The organism is Sphingobium sp. GW821-FHT02B05, assembly GCF_059421905.1.
On the sequence record NZ_JBWKVW010000004.1, the window covers coordinates 41,033 to 56,747 of the forward strand.

Annotated in this window: 15 protein-coding genes; 10 read left to right on the forward strand and 5 right to left on the reverse strand. The window is 65.1% G+C overall.

Annotated features, from left to right (window positions below):
• Position 1: 1 nt before the first annotated feature.
• The gene (locus tag AC07UX_RS14365) at positions 2 to 880 is read right to left on the reverse strand and encodes a LysR family transcriptional regulator (protein WP_495192680.1); all 879 of its coding nucleotides are present in this window, start codon (positions 878 to 880) and stop codon (positions 2 to 4) included.
• A 111-nt stretch (positions 881 to 991) separates the two neighbouring features.
• Here AC07UX_RS14365 and scpC point away from each other — a divergent pair, with 111 nt between their 5' ends.
• The gene (gene scpC / locus AC07UX_RS14370) at positions 992 to 2,521 is read left to right on the forward strand and encodes a succinyl-CoA:acetate CoA-transferase ScpC (protein ID WP_495192681.1); all 1,530 of its coding nucleotides are present in this window, start codon (positions 992 to 994) and stop codon (positions 2,519 to 2,521) included.
• A 488-nt stretch (positions 2,522 to 3,009) separates the two neighbouring features.
• Here the strand turns inward: scpC and AC07UX_RS14375 are convergent, their stop codons facing one another.
• A complete protein-coding gene (locus AC07UX_RS14375; RefSeq protein ID WP_495192682.1) occupies positions 3,010 to 3,576 on the reverse strand; it encodes a hypothetical protein in 567 nt (188 codons plus the stop codon).
• Positions 3,577 to 3,855: 279 nt separating this feature from the next.
• On the opposite strand from AC07UX_RS14375, the gene rpsM reads away from it, so the two are divergent.
• The 8 genes from rpsM (at position 3,856) to guaA (ending at position 12,367) form a co-directional block, all read left to right on the forward strand.
• Positions 3,856 to 4,224 carry a 30S ribosomal protein S13 gene (gene rpsM, locus AC07UX_RS14380; protein ID WP_120251014.1) on the forward strand — a complete coding sequence of 123 codons (369 nt, stop codon included), beginning with the start codon at positions 3,856 to 3,858 and terminating at the stop codon, positions 4,222 to 4,224.
• Between the two features lie 102 nt (positions 4,225 to 4,326).
• Positions 4,327 to 4,716, forward strand: coding sequence for a 30S ribosomal protein S11 (rpsK, locus tag AC07UX_RS14385; RefSeq protein ID WP_004208752.1), 390 nt, complete (start codon positions 4,327 to 4,329; stop codon positions 4,714 to 4,716).
• 120 nt (positions 4,717 to 4,836) lie between these two features.
• Complete coding sequence (locus AC07UX_RS14390; RefSeq protein ID WP_495192683.1) at positions 4,837 to 5,898, forward strand: DNA-directed RNA polymerase subunit alpha; 1,062 nt, start codon at positions 4,837 to 4,839, stop codon at positions 5,896 to 5,898.
• Between the two features lie 174 nt (positions 5,899 to 6,072).
• Positions 6,073 to 6,492, forward strand: a complete 420-nt coding sequence (gene rplQ / locus AC07UX_RS14395; protein ID WP_495192684.1) for a 50S ribosomal protein L17 — start codon at positions 6,073 to 6,075, stop codon at positions 6,490 to 6,492.
• Positions 6,493 to 6,595: 103 nt separating this feature from the next.
• Positions 6,596 to 8,761 carry a prolyl oligopeptidase family serine peptidase gene (locus AC07UX_RS14400; protein ID WP_495192685.1) on the forward strand — a complete coding sequence of 722 codons (2,166 nt, stop codon included), beginning with the start codon at positions 6,596 to 6,598 and terminating at the stop codon, positions 8,759 to 8,761.
• Between the two features lie 65 nt (positions 8,762 to 8,826).
• Positions 8,827 to 9,465 (forward strand): hypothetical protein, encoded by a 639-nt coding sequence (locus AC07UX_RS14405; protein WP_495192686.1) that lies wholly within the window; start codon positions 8,827 to 8,829, stop codon positions 9,463 to 9,465.
• A 48-nt stretch (positions 9,466 to 9,513) separates the two neighbouring features.
• Positions 9,514 to 10,737, forward strand: coding sequence for a TCR/Tet family MFS transporter (locus tag AC07UX_RS14410; protein ID WP_495192687.1), 1,224 nt, complete (start codon positions 9,514 to 9,516; stop codon positions 10,735 to 10,737).
• A 70-nt stretch (positions 10,738 to 10,807) separates the two neighbouring features.
• Positions 10,808 to 12,367 carry a glutamine-hydrolyzing GMP synthase gene (gene guaA / locus AC07UX_RS14415; protein ID WP_495192688.1) on the forward strand — a complete coding sequence of 520 codons (1,560 nt, stop codon included), beginning with the start codon at positions 10,808 to 10,810 and terminating at the stop codon, positions 12,365 to 12,367.
• A 227-nt stretch (positions 12,368 to 12,594) separates the two neighbouring features.
• Here the strand turns inward: guaA and AC07UX_RS14420 are convergent, their stop codons facing one another.
• Entirely contained in the window at positions 12,595 to 12,870 is a 276-nt protein-coding gene (locus tag AC07UX_RS14420; protein WP_495192689.1) for an HU family DNA-binding protein, read from the reverse strand.
• A gap of 327 nt (positions 12,871 to 13,197) precedes the next feature.
• Between AC07UX_RS14420 and AC07UX_RS14425 the strand changes: the two genes are divergently transcribed.
• Complete coding sequence (locus tag AC07UX_RS14425) at positions 13,198 to 14,373, forward strand: aminotransferase (protein WP_495192690.1); 1,176 nt, start codon at positions 13,198 to 13,200, stop codon at positions 14,371 to 14,373.
• Here AC07UX_RS14425 and AC07UX_RS14430 read toward each other — a convergent pair.
• Positions 14,328 to 14,840 carry a hypothetical protein gene (locus AC07UX_RS14430; protein ID WP_495192691.1) on the reverse strand — a complete coding sequence of 171 codons (513 nt, stop codon included), beginning with the start codon at positions 14,838 to 14,840 and terminating at the stop codon, positions 14,328 to 14,330. The genes AC07UX_RS14425 and AC07UX_RS14430 overlap by 46 nt on opposite strands.
• A gap of 73 nt (positions 14,841 to 14,913) precedes the next feature.
• On the reverse strand, positions 14,914 to 15,690 hold the full coding sequence (locus tag AC07UX_RS14435; protein ID WP_495192692.1) for an SDR family NAD(P)-dependent oxidoreductase: 777 nt from the start codon (positions 15,688 to 15,690) through the stop codon (positions 14,914 to 14,916).
• Between the last annotated feature and the right edge of the window lie 25 nt (positions 15,691 to 15,715).

Below are 15,715 nucleotides of genomic sequence, written 5' to 3' on the forward strand. Positions count from 1 at the left end.
TTCACCCCTCTGCCGGGAAATGCGCCTTGATAAAGTCCAGCACGATTCGTGCGCGCGGCGGCAGGCGGCGGCGCGAAGGGTGGACCGCGAAAATGTCGAGCGGGGCGATGGCGCTGTCGGGCAGCACCGGCACCAGTCGCCCCGCCGCCATGTCGGCCGCCACCCGGATCGCGGGCAGCAGCGCAATGCCAAGGCCGCTCAAGGCCGCACGATGCACCGCTTCGCTATTGTCCGACCGGACCAATCCCTCCACCAGCCGCTCGCGCCCGTCGATCGTCCAGCGCGCGGGCATGTTGCCATAGGCATAGGCAATGCACTGATGCGCCTTCAGCGCATCGACCGACGCCGGCATGCCATGCGCGGCCAGATAGTCCGGATGCGCGACCATTCGCCGCGCCAAACGCCCCAGCGGATGGGCGACCAGACTGTCGTCGGCGATCGGCCCGACCCGCACGGCAAGGTCCAGTCGATCCTCCACCACGTCGCGCTGCCAATCGGTCATCGCGCAGTCGATCTGCAAGCCGGGATAGCGCCGCCCCAATTCCCCCAGCCGCTCGACATAATGGAGGCCGAGTGCAGTGGTCAGCCCGATCCGCACCAACCCGTGCGGCTGGTCGCGCTCCGGCCCGAAATCCGCCTCTGCCAGATCCAGCGCGTCCAGCATCGTACGCGCATGGACCAGCAACTGGTCCGCGTCCGCCGTCGGCACCAGTCGCCGCGTGGTGCGATGGAACAGGCGAACGCCGAAATGCGCCTCCACCAGATCAAGCCGCCGGGCGATCGTCGTGTGGCTGGCATGGATTTCCTTCGCCACGCGGGAAAAGCTCGGCACTTCGACCAACCGGACAAATGTTCGCAACGCGATCAGCAGATCAGACATATGCACGCCTCACGCACAGACATTGTGCGACCAATCCTTATTGTTCCCGAAACCAAAAGGCCACACCTGCATCACCGCGCCCTTCCAAGCGGGGCGGAGGAGGATGAGAGGATGACTGCAAGCCGAATCGCCCCCAGGCGGATCAATCATGCCGGGCTGGCCGCCAAAAGCCGGACCGCCGCTGAGGCCGCCGCGCTGATCCATGACGGCATGACCGTGGGAATGAGCGGATTCACGGGATCGGGCTATCCCAAGGCCGTGCCGCTGGCGCTGGCCGATCGTATCAGCGCCGCCCATGCGGCCGGCAACCCCTTCCGCGTCAAGATCTGGACCGGCGCGTCCACCGGCCCCGAACTGGACGGCGCGCTGGCGAAGGCGGATGGCATCGAATATCGCCTGCCCTACAATAGCGACCCCATCGCCCGCGAACGCATCAACGCCGGGCAGATGCATTATTTCGACATGCACCTGAGCCAGGTCGCACCGATGGCATGGCAGGGATTTCTGGGCGAGTTGGACGTCGCCGTCGTGGAAGTGACCGGCATCACCGCCGATGGCGACCTCATCCCCTCCGCCTCGGTCGGCAACAACAAGACCTGGATCGACCGGGCCAAGGGCGTGATCCTGGAGGTCAATCGCTGGCAGAACCCCGCGCTGGAGGGTATGCACGACATTTATTACGGCACCGCCCTGCCGCCGCACCGCCAGCCCATCCCGCTGGTCCGCGCCGACCAGCGCATCGGCCAGCCCACCTTCCGCTGCGATCCCGCCAAGGTGATCGCCGTCGTCGAAACCGACGCGCCGGACCGCAACGCTCCTTTTTCCCCGCCGGACGCCACAGCCCATGCGATCGCGGGCCATCTGCTCGATTTCCTCAGCCATGAAGTGCGTCAGGGCCGCCTGCCCGCCTCGCTGCTGCCGCTGCAATCGGGCGTCGGCAATATCGCCAATGCGGTGCTGACCGGCCTGATCGAGGCGCCCTTCCACGACATGGTCGCCTATACGGAAGTGATTCAGGACGGCATGCTGGACCTGCTGGATTCGGGCAAACTGCGCATGGCGAGCGCCACCGCCTTCTCCCTGTCGCCGGAGGCCGCCACTCGGCTCAATGCCGATATGGGCCGCTATCGCGACAAGATGCTGCTGCGCCCGCAGGAAATCAGCAACCATCCCGAACTGGTCCGACGCCTGGGCTGTATCGCGATGAACGGCCTGATCGAGGCCGACATCTATGGCAACGTCAACAGCACCCACCTGATGGGATCGCGCATCCAGAACGGCATCGGCGGATCGGGCGACTTTGCGCGCAACGCCTATCTGTCGATCTTCATGACCCCATCCACCGCCAAGGATGGCAAGATTTCCGCGATCGTCCCGCATTGCAGCCATGTCGACCACATCAATCAGGACGTACAGGTGATCGTCACCGAACAGGGTCTTGCCGACCTGCGCGGCCTCGCCCCGCGCCAGCGTGCGGAACAGATCATCGCCCGTTGCGCCCATCCCGATTACCGGCCGATGCTGGCGGATTATTATGCCCGCGCCATGAAGGGCAGTTTCGGCCTGCAATCGCCGATGCTGCCGGGCGAAGCGCTCGCCTGGCACCAGCGCTATATGGAGACAGGCACGATGCGGGGGTAGAGGGCTAAGGCTGCGGCAAGACCGCTGCCCGGTTTGCTGGAACCGCATCGCGCTTTGCGGCCCTGCCAGCACGCATGAGAGGGGCCGCCGGACGCTTGCGCCCCGACGGCCCATCATTGACATGGTCAGCGGCCGGAAGCACCGCCCAAGGAAAACGGTTGGTCGCGCTATCGCTCACCCGCAGACACGGCCTGTGTGTCGGCGCTCTAGATGCTTGCAGGTGATGGATCGACGCTGAAGGCGTCGCTCAGCGGCGCGTTTCCCGAATGGACTGAACCGACCCCATTGCTGAACCATGAGACATCGGATCACCTCCTTTCGCTAGTTGAAGCCCGCGTGACCGACTTCGCTTGTAACCTCTGATCGGCCACGAGACGGACTGTGAATCAGACGGCGCGCAGGATCAAGACTTGTAATTTTCTTTTTTGGAATCATACTTGCGCGTCTTTGCGGGATAGGGGCCGGCCGGTCCGTTCAGCGCCGCTGCGTCATCCCCGGCAATCCTCTATCACGCGCGACACTTCGGCCCAGGCAGGCACGATCAGCGTCTCCTGCCCGGCCACCTCGACCGCAAACTTGCCCCGGCTGTACGCCAGCTGATCCAGAACCGTGTCGGACGCCGCACGGAAGGCGACGATCTGGGGCGCCCGACCATTTTGGGCACCCCCGACCGCGGTCGCCGGCCAGCTGGTCGCGCCATAGCTGGTGCGCACGACAATCGCGCCCTGGCCCGCGCCGGCCCGCGCCAGACTCACCCGCCGGCTCGCCCGGTCGCAGCGCAGGGTCAGGCGCGGATCGGCCGCGCTCGACCCAAAGACCGCCACGGCGCCTGCCGCCTCCGCACGATAATTCCAGTTGCCCGGCGTCGCGGGGCGATATTGCCACTCCGTCGCTACCGGCGCGGGCTGGGCCGGCGGCACCGGCGCCGGACTCGGCCGAGCGGGCGCCGGCACTGGCGCAGGGACCGGCCGCGACGAACCGGAACCGGGACCGACGCAGGACGCCAGCAGCACCAGCGAGGGAAGGAAGGCGGCAGAGCAAGGAAGGACACGCATCCCCCTTCCATGCCGGAGCCAGTGGCCCCGCTCAACCGGAAAAGGGGCGAAGCGCCAAGCCACTGCGTCCGGCCGCACGGCAATTGACAGTTTTCCGCCGAATCGCTAAAGGCCCCCTTCCCCTACATGCGGCGAGCGGCGGTGCTTTTGGCACTGGCCGTCTTTCGTGCGTCTGGGGACCTTGTAATTGGCCGCTTTTCCTTGCCAGGGAAATCCGGCTTGACGCTTTGAGATAGGGATGGCGAAAGCCGGCCCTGTGGAGCAGGAGACACTATTACCATGGCACGTATTGCGGGTGTGAACATCCCGACCAACAAGCGCGTGATCATCGCGCTCACCTACATTCACGGCATCGGTCGCAAGACGGCCGTCGATATCGCCGACAAGCTGGGCATCGACCACAGCCGTCGCGTGCAGGATCTTTCGGACGCCGAAGTGCTCCAGATCCGCGAAACGATCGACGCCGACCTGACCGTCGAAGGCGATCTGCGTCGCGACACCGCGATGAACATCAAGCGCCTGATGGATCTGGCCTGCTATCGCGGCCTGCGCCATCGCAAGGGCCTGCCGGTCCGCGGCCAGCGCACGCACACCAATGCGCGCACCCGCAAGGGCAAGGCGAAGCCGATCGCAGGCAAGAAGAAGTAAGAAACAGTCCGGGGGACTGTTTCCTCTTCTTCTCCGCCGGAGGCAGCTCTCCCCAAGCGAGACGCCTCCCGGAACACAAGATTTCAGTAGGATAAGAGCAAAATGGCACGCGAACCCCAGCGCATTAAGCGCCGCGAACGCAAGAACATCTCGGCCGGCGTCGCGCACGTCAACGCCAGCTTCAACAACACCATGGTGACCATCACCGACGCTCAGGGCAACGCGATTTCGTGGTCCTCGGCCGGCATGATGGGCTTCAAGGGCAGCCGCAAGTCGACCCCGTACGCCGCTCAGGTGTGCGCCGAAGACGCCGGCCGCAAGGCCGCCGAACATGGCGTCCGTACCCTGGAAGTCGAAGTCAAGGGTCCGGGTTCGGGCCGTGAATCGGCCCTGCGCGCCCTTCAGGCCGTCGGCTTCCACATCACCTCGATCCGCGACGTCACGCCGATCCCGCACAATGGCGTGCGTCCGTCCAAGCGTCGCCGCGTCTAAACGCAGCGCTGCATGACATGCGGGCGGCGGACGCGTCGCCCGTTTTCCCGTTTGCATCGCCGGAACGTTCCTGTCGGGTCAGGATATTCAAGCGTTTCGGCCCATCCCCAGGGGAAATACATGACTGTCAACATGAAGAACTGGCAGGAATTGAAGAAGCCCAGCAGCCTTGAGATCAAGGCGTCGGGCGACGGCAAGCGCAAGGCGACCTTCGTTGCCGAACCGCTGGAGCGCGGTTTCGGCCTGACGCTCGGCAACGCACTGCGCCGCGTTCTTCTGTCCTCGCTTCAGGGCGCGGCGGTCACCTCGATCAAGATCGAGAACGTCCTGCACGAATTCTCGTCGCTTGCCGGCGTGCGTGAAGACGTCACCGACATCGTCCTGAACATCAAGCAGGTCGCGCTGCGCATGGAAGGCGAAGGCCCCAAGCGTCTCCAGCTGTCCGCCACCGGCCCGGCCGTGGTCAAGGCCGGCGACATCAGCGTCGTCGGCGACATCGAAGTGATGAACCCGGACCTGGTGATCTGTCACCTGGACCAGGGCGCAACGCTCAACATGGAACTGACCGCTGACGTCGGCAAGGGCTATGTCCCCGCCGTCGCCAACCGTCCGGCAGACGCGCCCATCGGTCTCATCCCGATCGACGCGCTCTACTCGCCGGTCCGCCAGGTCGCCTACAAGGTGGACAACACCCGCGTCGGCCAGGAACTGGACTATGACAAGCTGTCGCTGACGCTTGAAACCGACGGCACTGTGGCGCCGGAAGATGCGGTGGCCTATGCCGCCCGCATCCTTCAGGACCAGCTCCAGCTGTTCGTCCACTTCGAAGACGCGCTGCCTGCTGCCGCACCTGCTGCGGGTCACACCGCCGCCGCCGCGTCGGAAGGCGAAAGCGACACGAACCAGATCAACCGCTATCTTCTCAAGAAGGTGGACGAACTGGAACTGTCGGTCCGCTCGGCCAACTGCCTCAAGAACGACAACATCATCTATATCGGCGACCTGGTCCAGAAGACCGAAGCCGAGATGCTGCGCACCCCCAATTTCGGCCGCAAGTCGCTGAACGAAATCAAGGAAGTGCTGTCGTCCATGGGCCTGCGCCTGGGCATGGACATCCCCGGCTGGCCGCCGGAGAATATCGAGGAAATGGCCAAGAAGCTCGAACAGGAGCTGCTGGGCTAATATCACTGAACCGTTCGTTTCGAGCGAAGCCGAGAAACGCGAAGCGCTCGCTGGACGCTTCTCGGCACGCTCGAGGCGAACGGAAGTGGTTACAGGGGCACGGGGCGGCCCCCTCAAAAAGCCGCCTGGTCTGGGGTACCTCAAACGGCCCCTTAACGAACGAAGGAAAGACACATGCGTCATAAAGTTGGTCATCGTAAGCTTCAGCGCAGCACCGGTCATCGTACCGCCCTGCTTCGCAACCTCGCCGCCTCGCTGATCAAGCATGAGCAGATCCTGACCGGCACTGCCAAGGCCAAGGAACTGCGTCCCTACGTCGAAAAGCTGATCACCCTCGCCAAGAAGGGTGGCCTGTCCAACCGTCGTCTGGCCGACGCCCGCCTGAAGGACGATACGCAGCTGACCAAGCTGTTCGACATCCTGGCCGAACGTTACAAGGACCGCAACGGCGGTTATACCCGCGTGATCAAGGCCGGTTTCCGCGCCTCGGACGCGGCGCCGATGGCGATCATCGAGCTGGTCGACCGCGACGTCGATGCCAAGGGCCAGGACTCCGGTCCGGTCTTCAGCAGCGACGAGCTGGAAGAAGCCTGATCTAAACCCTTCCTGTTCCACAGGACTGGTGCTTTACCAACAGGCCGTGGCTCTCTAGGAGCCACGGCCTGTTGTCGTTTGGAAAGAAGAGTCGAAAGAGAGGATGCGCGCCGCCGCCCTGATCCTGCCGCTGCTGCTGGCGGCTGCGCCTGCGCTTGCCGGACCGGAGGGCGCCGCCATCGACGCGGGCGACGCGACGCTACGCTACCCCGTGACGAAGCGGCTGGACCTGGTCGAGGATCATTTCGGCGTGAAGGTCGCCGACCCCTATCGCTGGCTGGAAAATGACCTGCGTGCCGATCCTGCGGTCCGCGACTGGGTCGATCGGGAAAACGGCCTCACCCGCCGCTATCTGGACGACCTGCCCGGCCGCGAAACGCTCAAGAGCCGGATACAGGCGCTGCTGTCGCATGGTCGCTTCACCGTCCCGCGCAAGGCCGGCGGCCGATATTTCTACGGCTACAACAAGGGTTTGGAAAACCAGACCCCGCTCTATGTCCGCGAAGGGCTGGCCGGGAGGCAACGCCTTCTGCTCGACCCCAATGGCTGGGCGAAGGACGGCGCCAGCGCGCTCGCCGAATGGGCGCCCTCCCCCGATGGCCGCTACCTGGCTTACGCAGTGCAGGAAGCGGGCAGCGACTGGCGCACGCTCCAATTGATCGACGTGGATAGCGGCAAGCCCTTGGACGACCGGGTCGAATGGGTGAAATTCTCGCAAATCGCCTGGGACGGCCGGGCCGAGGGTTTCTTCTACTCCCGCTTCGCCGCGCCGCAGGATGGCGAGGCCTATCAATCGGCGAACCAGAAGCAACAGCTTTATTACCACCGCGTCGGCACGGACCAGGCGCAGGACCAGCTGATCTACGACACGCCCGACCGGCCGGCGCTCAGCCACCAGGCACAGGTGACCAGCGACGGCCGCTGGCTGCTTATCAGCAGTTTCCAGGGCATAGACCCCCGCCGCGAATTGCATGTCGCCGAACTCACGGGCGGTCCTGTCAAGCCGCGCCTGCTGGTCAGGGGACCGGCCCATGACTGGCGCCTGATCGGCAGCCGGGGCACCAGCCTCTATTTCCTGACCGACGATCATGCCGTCCATATGCGCGTGGTGACGCTCGATGCCGCCAGGCCCCGCAGCCGTCCCAGAGAAGTCGTGCGCGAACGCCCCGAAACGCTGGCCGGCGGCTCGCTGGTCGGCAACCGCATGATCCTCGCTTATATGAGCGACGCGCAGACCGTTGCTGAACTGGTCGAACTGGACGGCCGCAAGGTGACGGACGTGCCGCTCCCCGGCATGGGCACGGCGGCGGGCTTTGGCGGTCGGGATGGCGATCCTGAAACCTTCTTCAGCTTCTCCGGCTTCGTCACCCCGGCCAGCATCTATCGCTTCGACACGACCAGCCTGAAAAGCGAATTGTTCGCCCAGCCCGACCTGCCCTTCAACCCCGACGATTTCGGCATCGAACAGCGCGTTTACCCCTCAAAGGACGGCACGCTGATCCCGATGACGATCATCCGGCGCAAGACGCTGGCCGACCGGGCCACCGCCGCACCGACCATCCTCTACGGCTATGGCGGCTTCAACATCAGCCTGACGCCGGGCTATTCGGCCACGCGCATGGCCTGGCTGGAACAGGGCGGTGTCTATGCCATTGCCAACCTGCGCGGCGGCGGCGAATATGGCAAGGCCTGGCATGAGGCCGGACGCGGCGCGAACAAGCAGAATGTGTTCGATGATTTCATCGCGGCGGCCGAGTATCTCAAGGCCAACGGCTTCACCCCCCAGGATGGCCTGGCGATCGAGGGGCGCTCCAATGGCGGGCTTCTGGTGGGCGCCGTGGTCAACCAGCGTCCCGACCTGTTCGCCGCCGCGTTGCCGGCTGTGGGCGTCATGGACATGCTGCGCTTCGACCGCTTCACCGCAGGCCGCTATTGGGTCGACGACTATGGATCGCCCGAAAGCCCGCAGGATTTTCCCCTGCTCTACCGTTACTCCCCCTATCACAACATATTGGGGGGCAAGGCCTATCCCGCCATCCTTGTGTCCACCGCAGACACGGACGACCGGGTGGTCCCCGCCCACAGTTTCAAATATGCCGCCGCGCTACAGGCCGTCGATCTTGGCGCCCGGCCCCGCCTGCTCCGCGTCGAAACCCGTGCCGGCCATGGCTCCGGCAAGCCGGTCGACAAGCTGATCGAGGAATATGCCGACAATTACAGCTTTGCGGCCTATTTCACGGGACTGAAGATCAAGGCAAAGCCGAACTGACGTCGTTCACCCTTGCGACAGCCTGCCTCGGCTAAGCCTCTCTTCATCGCAGGAGGCGCAGGACAATGATCGGACCCAAGACCCGCAGGATGACAGGCGCACTGGTCGCCGCAGGGCTGCTGCTGGGCAGCGCCGGCGCGGCCGAAGCCCGCCCGCGTTATGGCTATGGCGGCGGTTACGGCAATGGCTGGGGTCATGGTGGCTGGGACCGGCATCATCGCCGTGGCGACGGCTTTGGCGTGGGCGACGCGATCGGCGTGGCCGCCATCATCGGCGCGGTCGCCATCGTCGCCAATTCCATGTCGAAGGACAAGAAGGTCCGCGATCCCAACACCGGCGGCGAATATGACGCGCCCCCGCCCCGCACCGGCACCGACTATGGCGCCGACGTCCGGAACGACGCTCCGCCGCGCGACGATGCTGATTTTTCCGATGTGGCGGGCACGAGCGGCCCTGACGACGCCATGACCGACGCCTGCGCGATCGCCGCGCGCGACGAAGCGGAACAGGAGCATGGCGGCTATGCGGAGGTGCGCCACATGGAAACGCCCATCGCCACGGCGGACGGTTATAATATCGACGGCTATGTCGACAGCCGTACCAGCTATCGCGCCAATGACGGGGCCAGCCGCCGCTTTACCTGCGCCATGAAAAATGGCCGCGTGGCGAACGTCTATATCAGCCGGGACCTGGCGACGAAGTAACGCGCATCCTGCTTGGCATGGCGGCCATGGCGGTTTAGTCCAGCCGCCATGACCGCACCTGCCACCCCGCGTCGCACCGCTGCGATCATCTTCATCCTCATCACGGCGCTGCTCGACGTCATGTCGATGGGGATCGTCATCCCGGTCCTGCCGCAACTGATCGAGACCCTGTCCGGATCGGACGCGGCGGCGGGCATGTGGAACGGCCTGTTCGTCGCGCTCTGGGCGGGCATGCAATTCATCTGCTCGCCGCTGATAGGCTCCCTGTCCGACCGCTTCGGCCGCCGCCCGGTGATCCTGATCTCGGTTGCCGGCCTCGCGCTCGATTATGTGCTGATGGCGCTGGCCCCCAATCTCTGGTGGCTGGCGCTCGGCCGCATCCTGGCCGGCGTCACGTCGTCCAGCTTCACCTCCACCTTCGCCTATATGGCCGACATCACCCCGCCGGAGGGCCGGGCGAAAGGCTATGGCCTGATCGGTGCGGCGTTCAGCGCGGGGTTCGTCGCCGGGCCGCTGATCGGCGGCCTGCTCGGCGAAATCTCGCACCGCGCGCCCTTCTGGGCCGCCGCCACCCTCTCCGCCCTCGCCTTCCTATACGGCCTCATCGTGCTGCCCGAATCGCTCAGCGTGGAAAAACGCATGGCCTTCAGCTGGCGCCGCGCCAATCCGTTCGGGGCGCTCAGGCTGCTGCGATCCCACCCGGAACTCTCCAGCCTCGCGGTAGGCAATTTCCTGCTCTATTTCGCCCATCATGTCTTTTCGGCCATCTTCGTCCTCTATGCCGGCGACCGCTATGGCTGGAGCGCGTGGCAGGTCGGCAGCCTGCTGGCGCTGGTCGGCCTGCTCGACATGGGGGTGCAGGGGCTGCTGGTCGGCCCGGTGGTCAAGCGGCTGGGCGATCGCACCACCATGGTCGTGGGCCTGTGCTTCGGCGCGATCGGCATCGCGTCGATGGGCCTGGCCTCCACCGCCACCCTCTTCATCGCCGCCATCTTCCCCAATGCGCTCTGGGGCCTGGCCATGCCGACCATCCAGTCGCTGATGACGCGCCATGTATCCGAATCCGAACAGGGCCAGTTGCAGGGCGCGAACAACAGCGTCGGCGCGATCGCCGGCGTCATCTCTCCACTCTTCTTCGGCGCGGTCTATTCGCTGTCCGTCGGCCCCAGGCCGACCCTGCCCTATATCGGGAGCGCCTTCCTGATCGCGGCGGCCATCCTTGCCGGCGCGGCTTTGATCGGCTGGCGGGCGGGACGCCAGTTCAAGGCATAACTGGACATATCGGGGCTGGGCGACTAACCGGGCGCGAATCCCTTCCCACGCTCGATATAAAGGCGATTCGATGACGCTGCCCCTTCAGGATTCCATCCTCATCGTGGATTTCGGCAGTCAGGTGACCCAGCTCATCGCCCGCCGCGTCCGCGAAGCCGGCGTCTATTCCGAGATCGCCCCCTTCAACGCCGCCGCCGAAGCCTTCGAGCGCATGAAGCCCAAGGGCATCATTCTTTCTGGCGGCCCCTCCTCGGTCATGTGGGAAGACAGCCCCCGCGCGCCGCAGCATTTCTTCGACGCCGGCATCCCCATTCTGGGCATATGCTATGGCCAGCAAACGATGATGCAGCAGCTGGGCGGCAATGTCGAAGGTGGCGAGAGCGGCGAATTCGGCCGCGCCTTCATCGAGGTGAAGAAGGATTGCGCCCTGTTCGACGGCCTGTGGACCACCGGCGAAAAGCATCAGGTCTGGATGAGCCATGGCGACAAGGTGACGAGCCTGGCGCCCGGCTTCGAAGTCGTCGCGACCAGCGAGGGCGCGCCCTATGCCGTCACCGCCAACGAAGCCAAGCGCTTCTACGCCACCCAATTCCATCCCGAAGTCGTCCACACCCCCGACGGCGCGAAGCTGCTTGCCAATTTCGTCCGCCATGTCTGCGGCCTTGCCGGCGACTGGACCATGGCCGAATTCCGCGCGACCAAGATCGCCGAAATCCGCGAACAGGTGGGTGAAGGCCGGGTCATCTGCGGCCTGTCGGGCGGCGTCGACAGCGCCGTGGCCGCCGTGCTCATCCACGAAGCGATCGGCGACCAGCTGACCTGCGTCTTCGTCGACCACGGCCTGATGCGGCTGGGCGAAGCCGAACAGGTGGTCAGCCTGTTCCGCGAACATTATGGCATCAAGCTGGTCCATGTGAACGCGGAGGAGCGCTTCCTGGGTGGCCTTGCCGGCCTCACCGACCCCGAAAAGAAGCGCAAGTTCATCGGCGGCGAATTCATCGCCGTGTTCGAGGAGGAAGCCGCGAAGATCGGCGGCGCCGATTTCCTGGCGCAGGGCACCCTCTATCCCGACGTCATCGAAAGTGTCAGCTTCACCGGCGGGCCTTCGGTCACGATCAAGTCGCACCATAATGTCGGCGGCCTGCCCGAACGCATGAACATGAAGCTGGTCGAACCGCTGCGTGAACTGTTCAAGGACGAAGTGCGCGTGCTCGGCAAGGAACTGGGCCTGCCCGACATTTTCGTCGGCCGCCATCCCTTCCCCGGACCCGGCCTCGCCATCCGCATCCCCGGCGAAGTCACCAAGGAACGCTGCGACATCCTGCGCAAGGCGGACTTCATCTATCTGGAAGAAATCCGCAACGCGGGCCTCTACGATGCCATCTGGCAGGCTTTCGCGGTTCTGCTCCCGGTCCGCACCGTGGGCGTCATGGGCGACCATCGCACCTATGACAGCGTCTGCGCCGTGCGCGCCGTCACCTCAACCGACGGCATGACCGCCGACATCTACCCCTTCGACGCCGCTTTCCTCAGCCGCGTCGCGACCCGCATCATCAACGAGGTCAAGGGCATCAACCGCGTCGTGTACGACTATACCAGCAAGCCGCCCGGCACGATCGAGTGGGAATGATTCTGACACCCGTAAAGGGGACAAAATCTCTGCCAGGGCAAAAGAGGACATGAGGCGCAACGGGCAAATGCGTCCGCCGATGGGCGCATAAGAATCGCCCTCCGCCCAGGCTGTTTCGCGCCGGTCCGGATCGCGACGGCAATCCGATCCTTGGTCGAAATCCTTGCCGGCAAAGGCATAAAGGCGCTCCGCCCGGCCTGACCGGACGGAGCGCCTTTCATTCCGGCTTAGCCGTTCAGCTTGTCCTTCACGGCCTTGGCAGGCGTGAAGCTCAGCTTGCGCGAAGCCTTGATGGTCATCGCCTCGCCGGTGGCGGGGTTACGGCCCTCACGCTCCGGGCTGTCCTTGACCTTGAACTTGCCGAAACCGTTGAGCGAGATTTCCTCGCCCTTCGCTGCCGCGTCGCTGATCGCGGCAAACACCGCATCGACCAGCTTCTTCGTATCGGCCTTGGTCAGCCCGTGGTCGCCAGCCAGCTTGTCGGCGAGGTCGCTGTTATTCATCTACGGTCTTCCTTCTCGTTAAATCCTGCGCGCATGATCTAGCCACATTCGCGGCCCGCGTCACTGCATGGCTGTCCGCAAATCGACCATATTCCTGTCGGATCTCATATTCGGGCCGCCATTGCGGATTGGGACAGGCCGGCACCCGGTCCCCCAGGCCCGTTTGCCGCTCGCGCATCCATGCTGGGGACAGCTTTCTCCCACCGTCCGGGGATGGCGCACAAACGGTCTGTCGACCATCGCTCGTCGCCTCGTCAAGCCGCAACAACGCCTGTAACGGACCCTCCTGACTTGACCCCTGTCCCTTCATCAGGAACATCCCGTCGCATGACCGACGCGCCGCCCCTTGGCCATCCCGTCTATCGGGACATGCCGACCACCATTTTCGAAAAAATGTCTGCCCGTGCGCGGGAGACGGGGGCGATCAACCTGGGGCAGGGTTTCCCCGAAGGCCCCGGTCCGCGCGACGTGCTGCAAGCCGCCGCCGACGCGCTGCTGCGGCGATCCAGCCAATATCCGCCCATGCCGGGCCTTCTGGAACTGCGCATAGCGGTCGCCGATCATTATGCCCGCCACCAGCGACTGGACCTCGCCCCGACGGAGGTCATCATCACCTCCGGCGCGACAGAGGCCCTGTCCGCCAGCCTGCTCGCACTGGTCCGGCCGGGCGACGAAGTGCTGATGCTCGCACCGCTCTATGACGCCTATGTCCCATTGGTGGCGCGCGCGGGCGGCATCCCGAAGGTCGTCGCGCTCACGGCGCCTGACTGGCATATCACGCGCGCAGCGCTGGAGGCGGCCATCACGCCCCGCACCCGCATGCTGTTGATGAACAATCCGGTCAATCCGACCGGCGTCGTCATGCGGCCTGAAGAATTGGCGCTGCTTGCCGATCTGTGCGTCACGCACGACCTGATCGCCATCTGCGACGAGGTCTGGGAAGAGACCGTTTATGATGGCCAGCCCCATCGCCCGCTGATCGGACTGCCCGGCATGCGCGACCGGACGGTCAAGATCGGGTCGGCAGGCAAGATTTTCTCCGTCACCGGCTGGAAGGTCGGCTGGATGTGCGCCGCGCCTGCGCTCGCCACCTTGCTCGCCCGCGCGCATCAATTCCTGACCTTCACCACCCCGCCCAACCTGCAATGGGCGGTGGCGGAGGGCCTGGGCTGGCCCGCCAGCTGGCTGTCGGCGCAGCGCGGCACCTATCAGGCATCGCGCGACCGGCTGGCGGCTGGGCTGGAGCAGGCCGGCTATGTCGTCCTGCCCGCCGGTGCCACCTGGTTCCTGTCGATCGACCTGCCCGCCTCCGGCATCGCATTGGACGATGTCAGCTTTTGCGAACGGATCGTCGACGAAGCGGGGGTCGCGGCCATCCCCCTCTCCGCCTTCTACCCCTCGGACCCGGCCACCCATCTCGTCCGCCTCTGCTTTGCCAAGACGGACGCCACGCTGGATCAGGCGATCGAGCGGCTGGCCGCCTTCCGCGCGACGCTTGGCTGACGCAGGATCGCTGCGCCCAGGATCAGCATCGCGATCATTAGCAACCCCTGTGCCGCCAGAAAGGGCGGCTCGGTCCCCGTCGGCGCCAGCGCATTGAGCGCCGGCACTTTCAGGAAGCCCTGAACGACCAGCACGAACAGGTTCATCCATAGCGCTGCGGTGGCGCTCACCGCAAAGGCGGCCCGCGCCCGGCCGTGCAGCTTCAGACCATAGAGCGCGACAAAGGCGACCATCAGCACCAGTGTCGAGACGATGCCCACCCCGATCGCCGGCGTGAAGCCCCGGAACGGAAAGAGGAAGCCGGTCAGGCTGGTCAGCAAGGTAGTCATGAGGAAGAGCGCCTGCGTCCGGCGCAGAAAATGCCCCTTCGCCATGGCCGGCAGGGCGATCAAGCCGCTCACGATGCCGACCAGGCTGATCGCGACATGCAGCGCGATGAAGGCGGGAATGGAAAGACCAAGGATCATGATATGTCTCCTTCGATTTTAGCCTAAACTCCGTTCGCCCTGAGCCTGTCTAAGGGCCGAGCGATTGGCGGCGTCACGCCCGATAGCGGGCCGCCGCATCCTTGCGCGACAGGTTGGGCCGCAACGCCGCGCGCGCCGCGAGATAGGCGTCGAGATCGCCCCGGTCGGGCAGCGCCGGAATGGTGATCGCCTCCCCCATGTCCAGCCCGGCCAAGGCCGCATCGACCATCACCCCGACTTCCATCACCATCGCGTCGGGGATGGTGGCGATCTGTTCAGGCGTCCAGATGGCGGTGCGGGTTATGCCCGGCAGTACAGCCTGCACCTTCACGCCCCTGCTCCCCAATTCCACCTGCAATGCCTCGGTAAAAGCCAGCACATAGGCCTTGCTTGCCGGATAGACCGCCGTGAAGCCATCGGGCATCAGCGCCGTGACGGACGTGATATTGATGAGCGTGCCGGCGCCGTTCGCCGACAGCCGGGGCGCAATGGCGCGGGACAGCCGCGTCACCGCCAATATATTGAGGTCGATGAGGCTGGTCAGATAAGCGGGGTCGGTCTCGACGAAACCCTGCTCGCCCGCAATGCCGGCATTGTTGACAAGGCCGGTGATCGCGTCGTCGTCGCGCAGCCGCGCCTCGATCCGGGCAAGATCGTCTGCCTTGGACAGATCGGCGGCAACCACCTCGACGGCGACGCCGGTGCCGCGCAGCTCTGTCGCCAGCGCCTCCAGCTTTTCCGCCCGTCGGGCGACCAGGATCAGGTTGGCGCCGCGCTTTGCGAAGCGGTCGGCATAAACCGCGCCGATGCCGTCGGACGCGCCGGTGATGAGGATGGTGTCTTGGGTCATGGAAACTCTCCTTGAAGCCACCGTT

Excerpts from the sequence above, each read along its gene's own strand:
- rpsM (WP_120251014.1), top strand. The coding sequence starts at position 3,856 with ATGGCACGTATTGCGGGTGTGAACATCCCGACCAACAAGCGCGTGATC.
- rpsK (WP_004208752.1), top strand. The coding sequence starts at position 4,327 with ATGGCACGCGAACCCCAGCGCATTAAGCGCCGCGAACGCAAGAACATC.
- AC07UX_RS14435 (WP_495192692.1), bottom strand. The coding sequence starts at position 15,690 with ATGACCCAAGACACCATCCTCATCACCGGCGCGTCCGACGGCATCGGC.
- scpC (WP_495192681.1), top strand. The coding sequence starts at position 992 with ATGACTGCAAGCCGAATCGCCCCCAGGCGGATCAATCATGCCGGGCTG.
- AC07UX_RS14390 (WP_495192683.1), top strand. The coding sequence starts at position 4,837 with ATGACTGTCAACATGAAGAACTGGCAGGAATTGAAGAAGCCCAGCAGC.
- AC07UX_RS14430 (WP_495192691.1), bottom strand. The coding sequence starts at position 14,840 with ATGATCCTTGGTCTTTCCATTCCCGCCTTCATCGCGCTGCATGTCGCG.
- AC07UX_RS14375 (WP_495192682.1), bottom strand. The coding sequence starts at position 3,576 with ATGCGTGTCCTTCCTTGCTCTGCCGCCTTCCTTCCCTCGCTGGTGCTG.
- guaA (WP_495192688.1), top strand. The coding sequence starts at position 10,808 with ATGACGCTGCCCCTTCAGGATTCCATCCTCATCGTGGATTTCGGCAGT.
- AC07UX_RS14400 (WP_495192685.1), top strand. The coding sequence starts at position 6,596 with ATGCGCGCCGCCGCCCTGATCCTGCCGCTGCTGCTGGCGGCTGCGCCT.
- rplQ (WP_495192684.1), top strand. The coding sequence starts at position 6,073 with ATGCGTCATAAAGTTGGTCATCGTAAGCTTCAGCGCAGCACCGGTCAT.
- AC07UX_RS14405 (WP_495192686.1), top strand. The coding sequence starts at position 8,827 with ATGATCGGACCCAAGACCCGCAGGATGACAGGCGCACTGGTCGCCGCA.
- AC07UX_RS14425 (WP_495192690.1), top strand. The coding sequence starts at position 13,198 with ATGACCGACGCGCCGCCCCTTGGCCATCCCGTCTATCGGGACATGCCG.
- AC07UX_RS14365 (WP_495192680.1), bottom strand. The coding sequence starts at position 880 with ATGTCTGATCTGCTGATCGCGTTGCGAACATTTGTCCGGTTGGTCGAA.
- AC07UX_RS14420 (WP_495192689.1), bottom strand. The coding sequence starts at position 12,870 with ATGAATAACAGCGACCTCGCCGACAAGCTGGCTGGCGACCACGGGCTG.
- AC07UX_RS14410 (WP_495192687.1), top strand. The coding sequence starts at position 9,514 with ATGACCGCACCTGCCACCCCGCGTCGCACCGCTGCGATCATCTTCATC.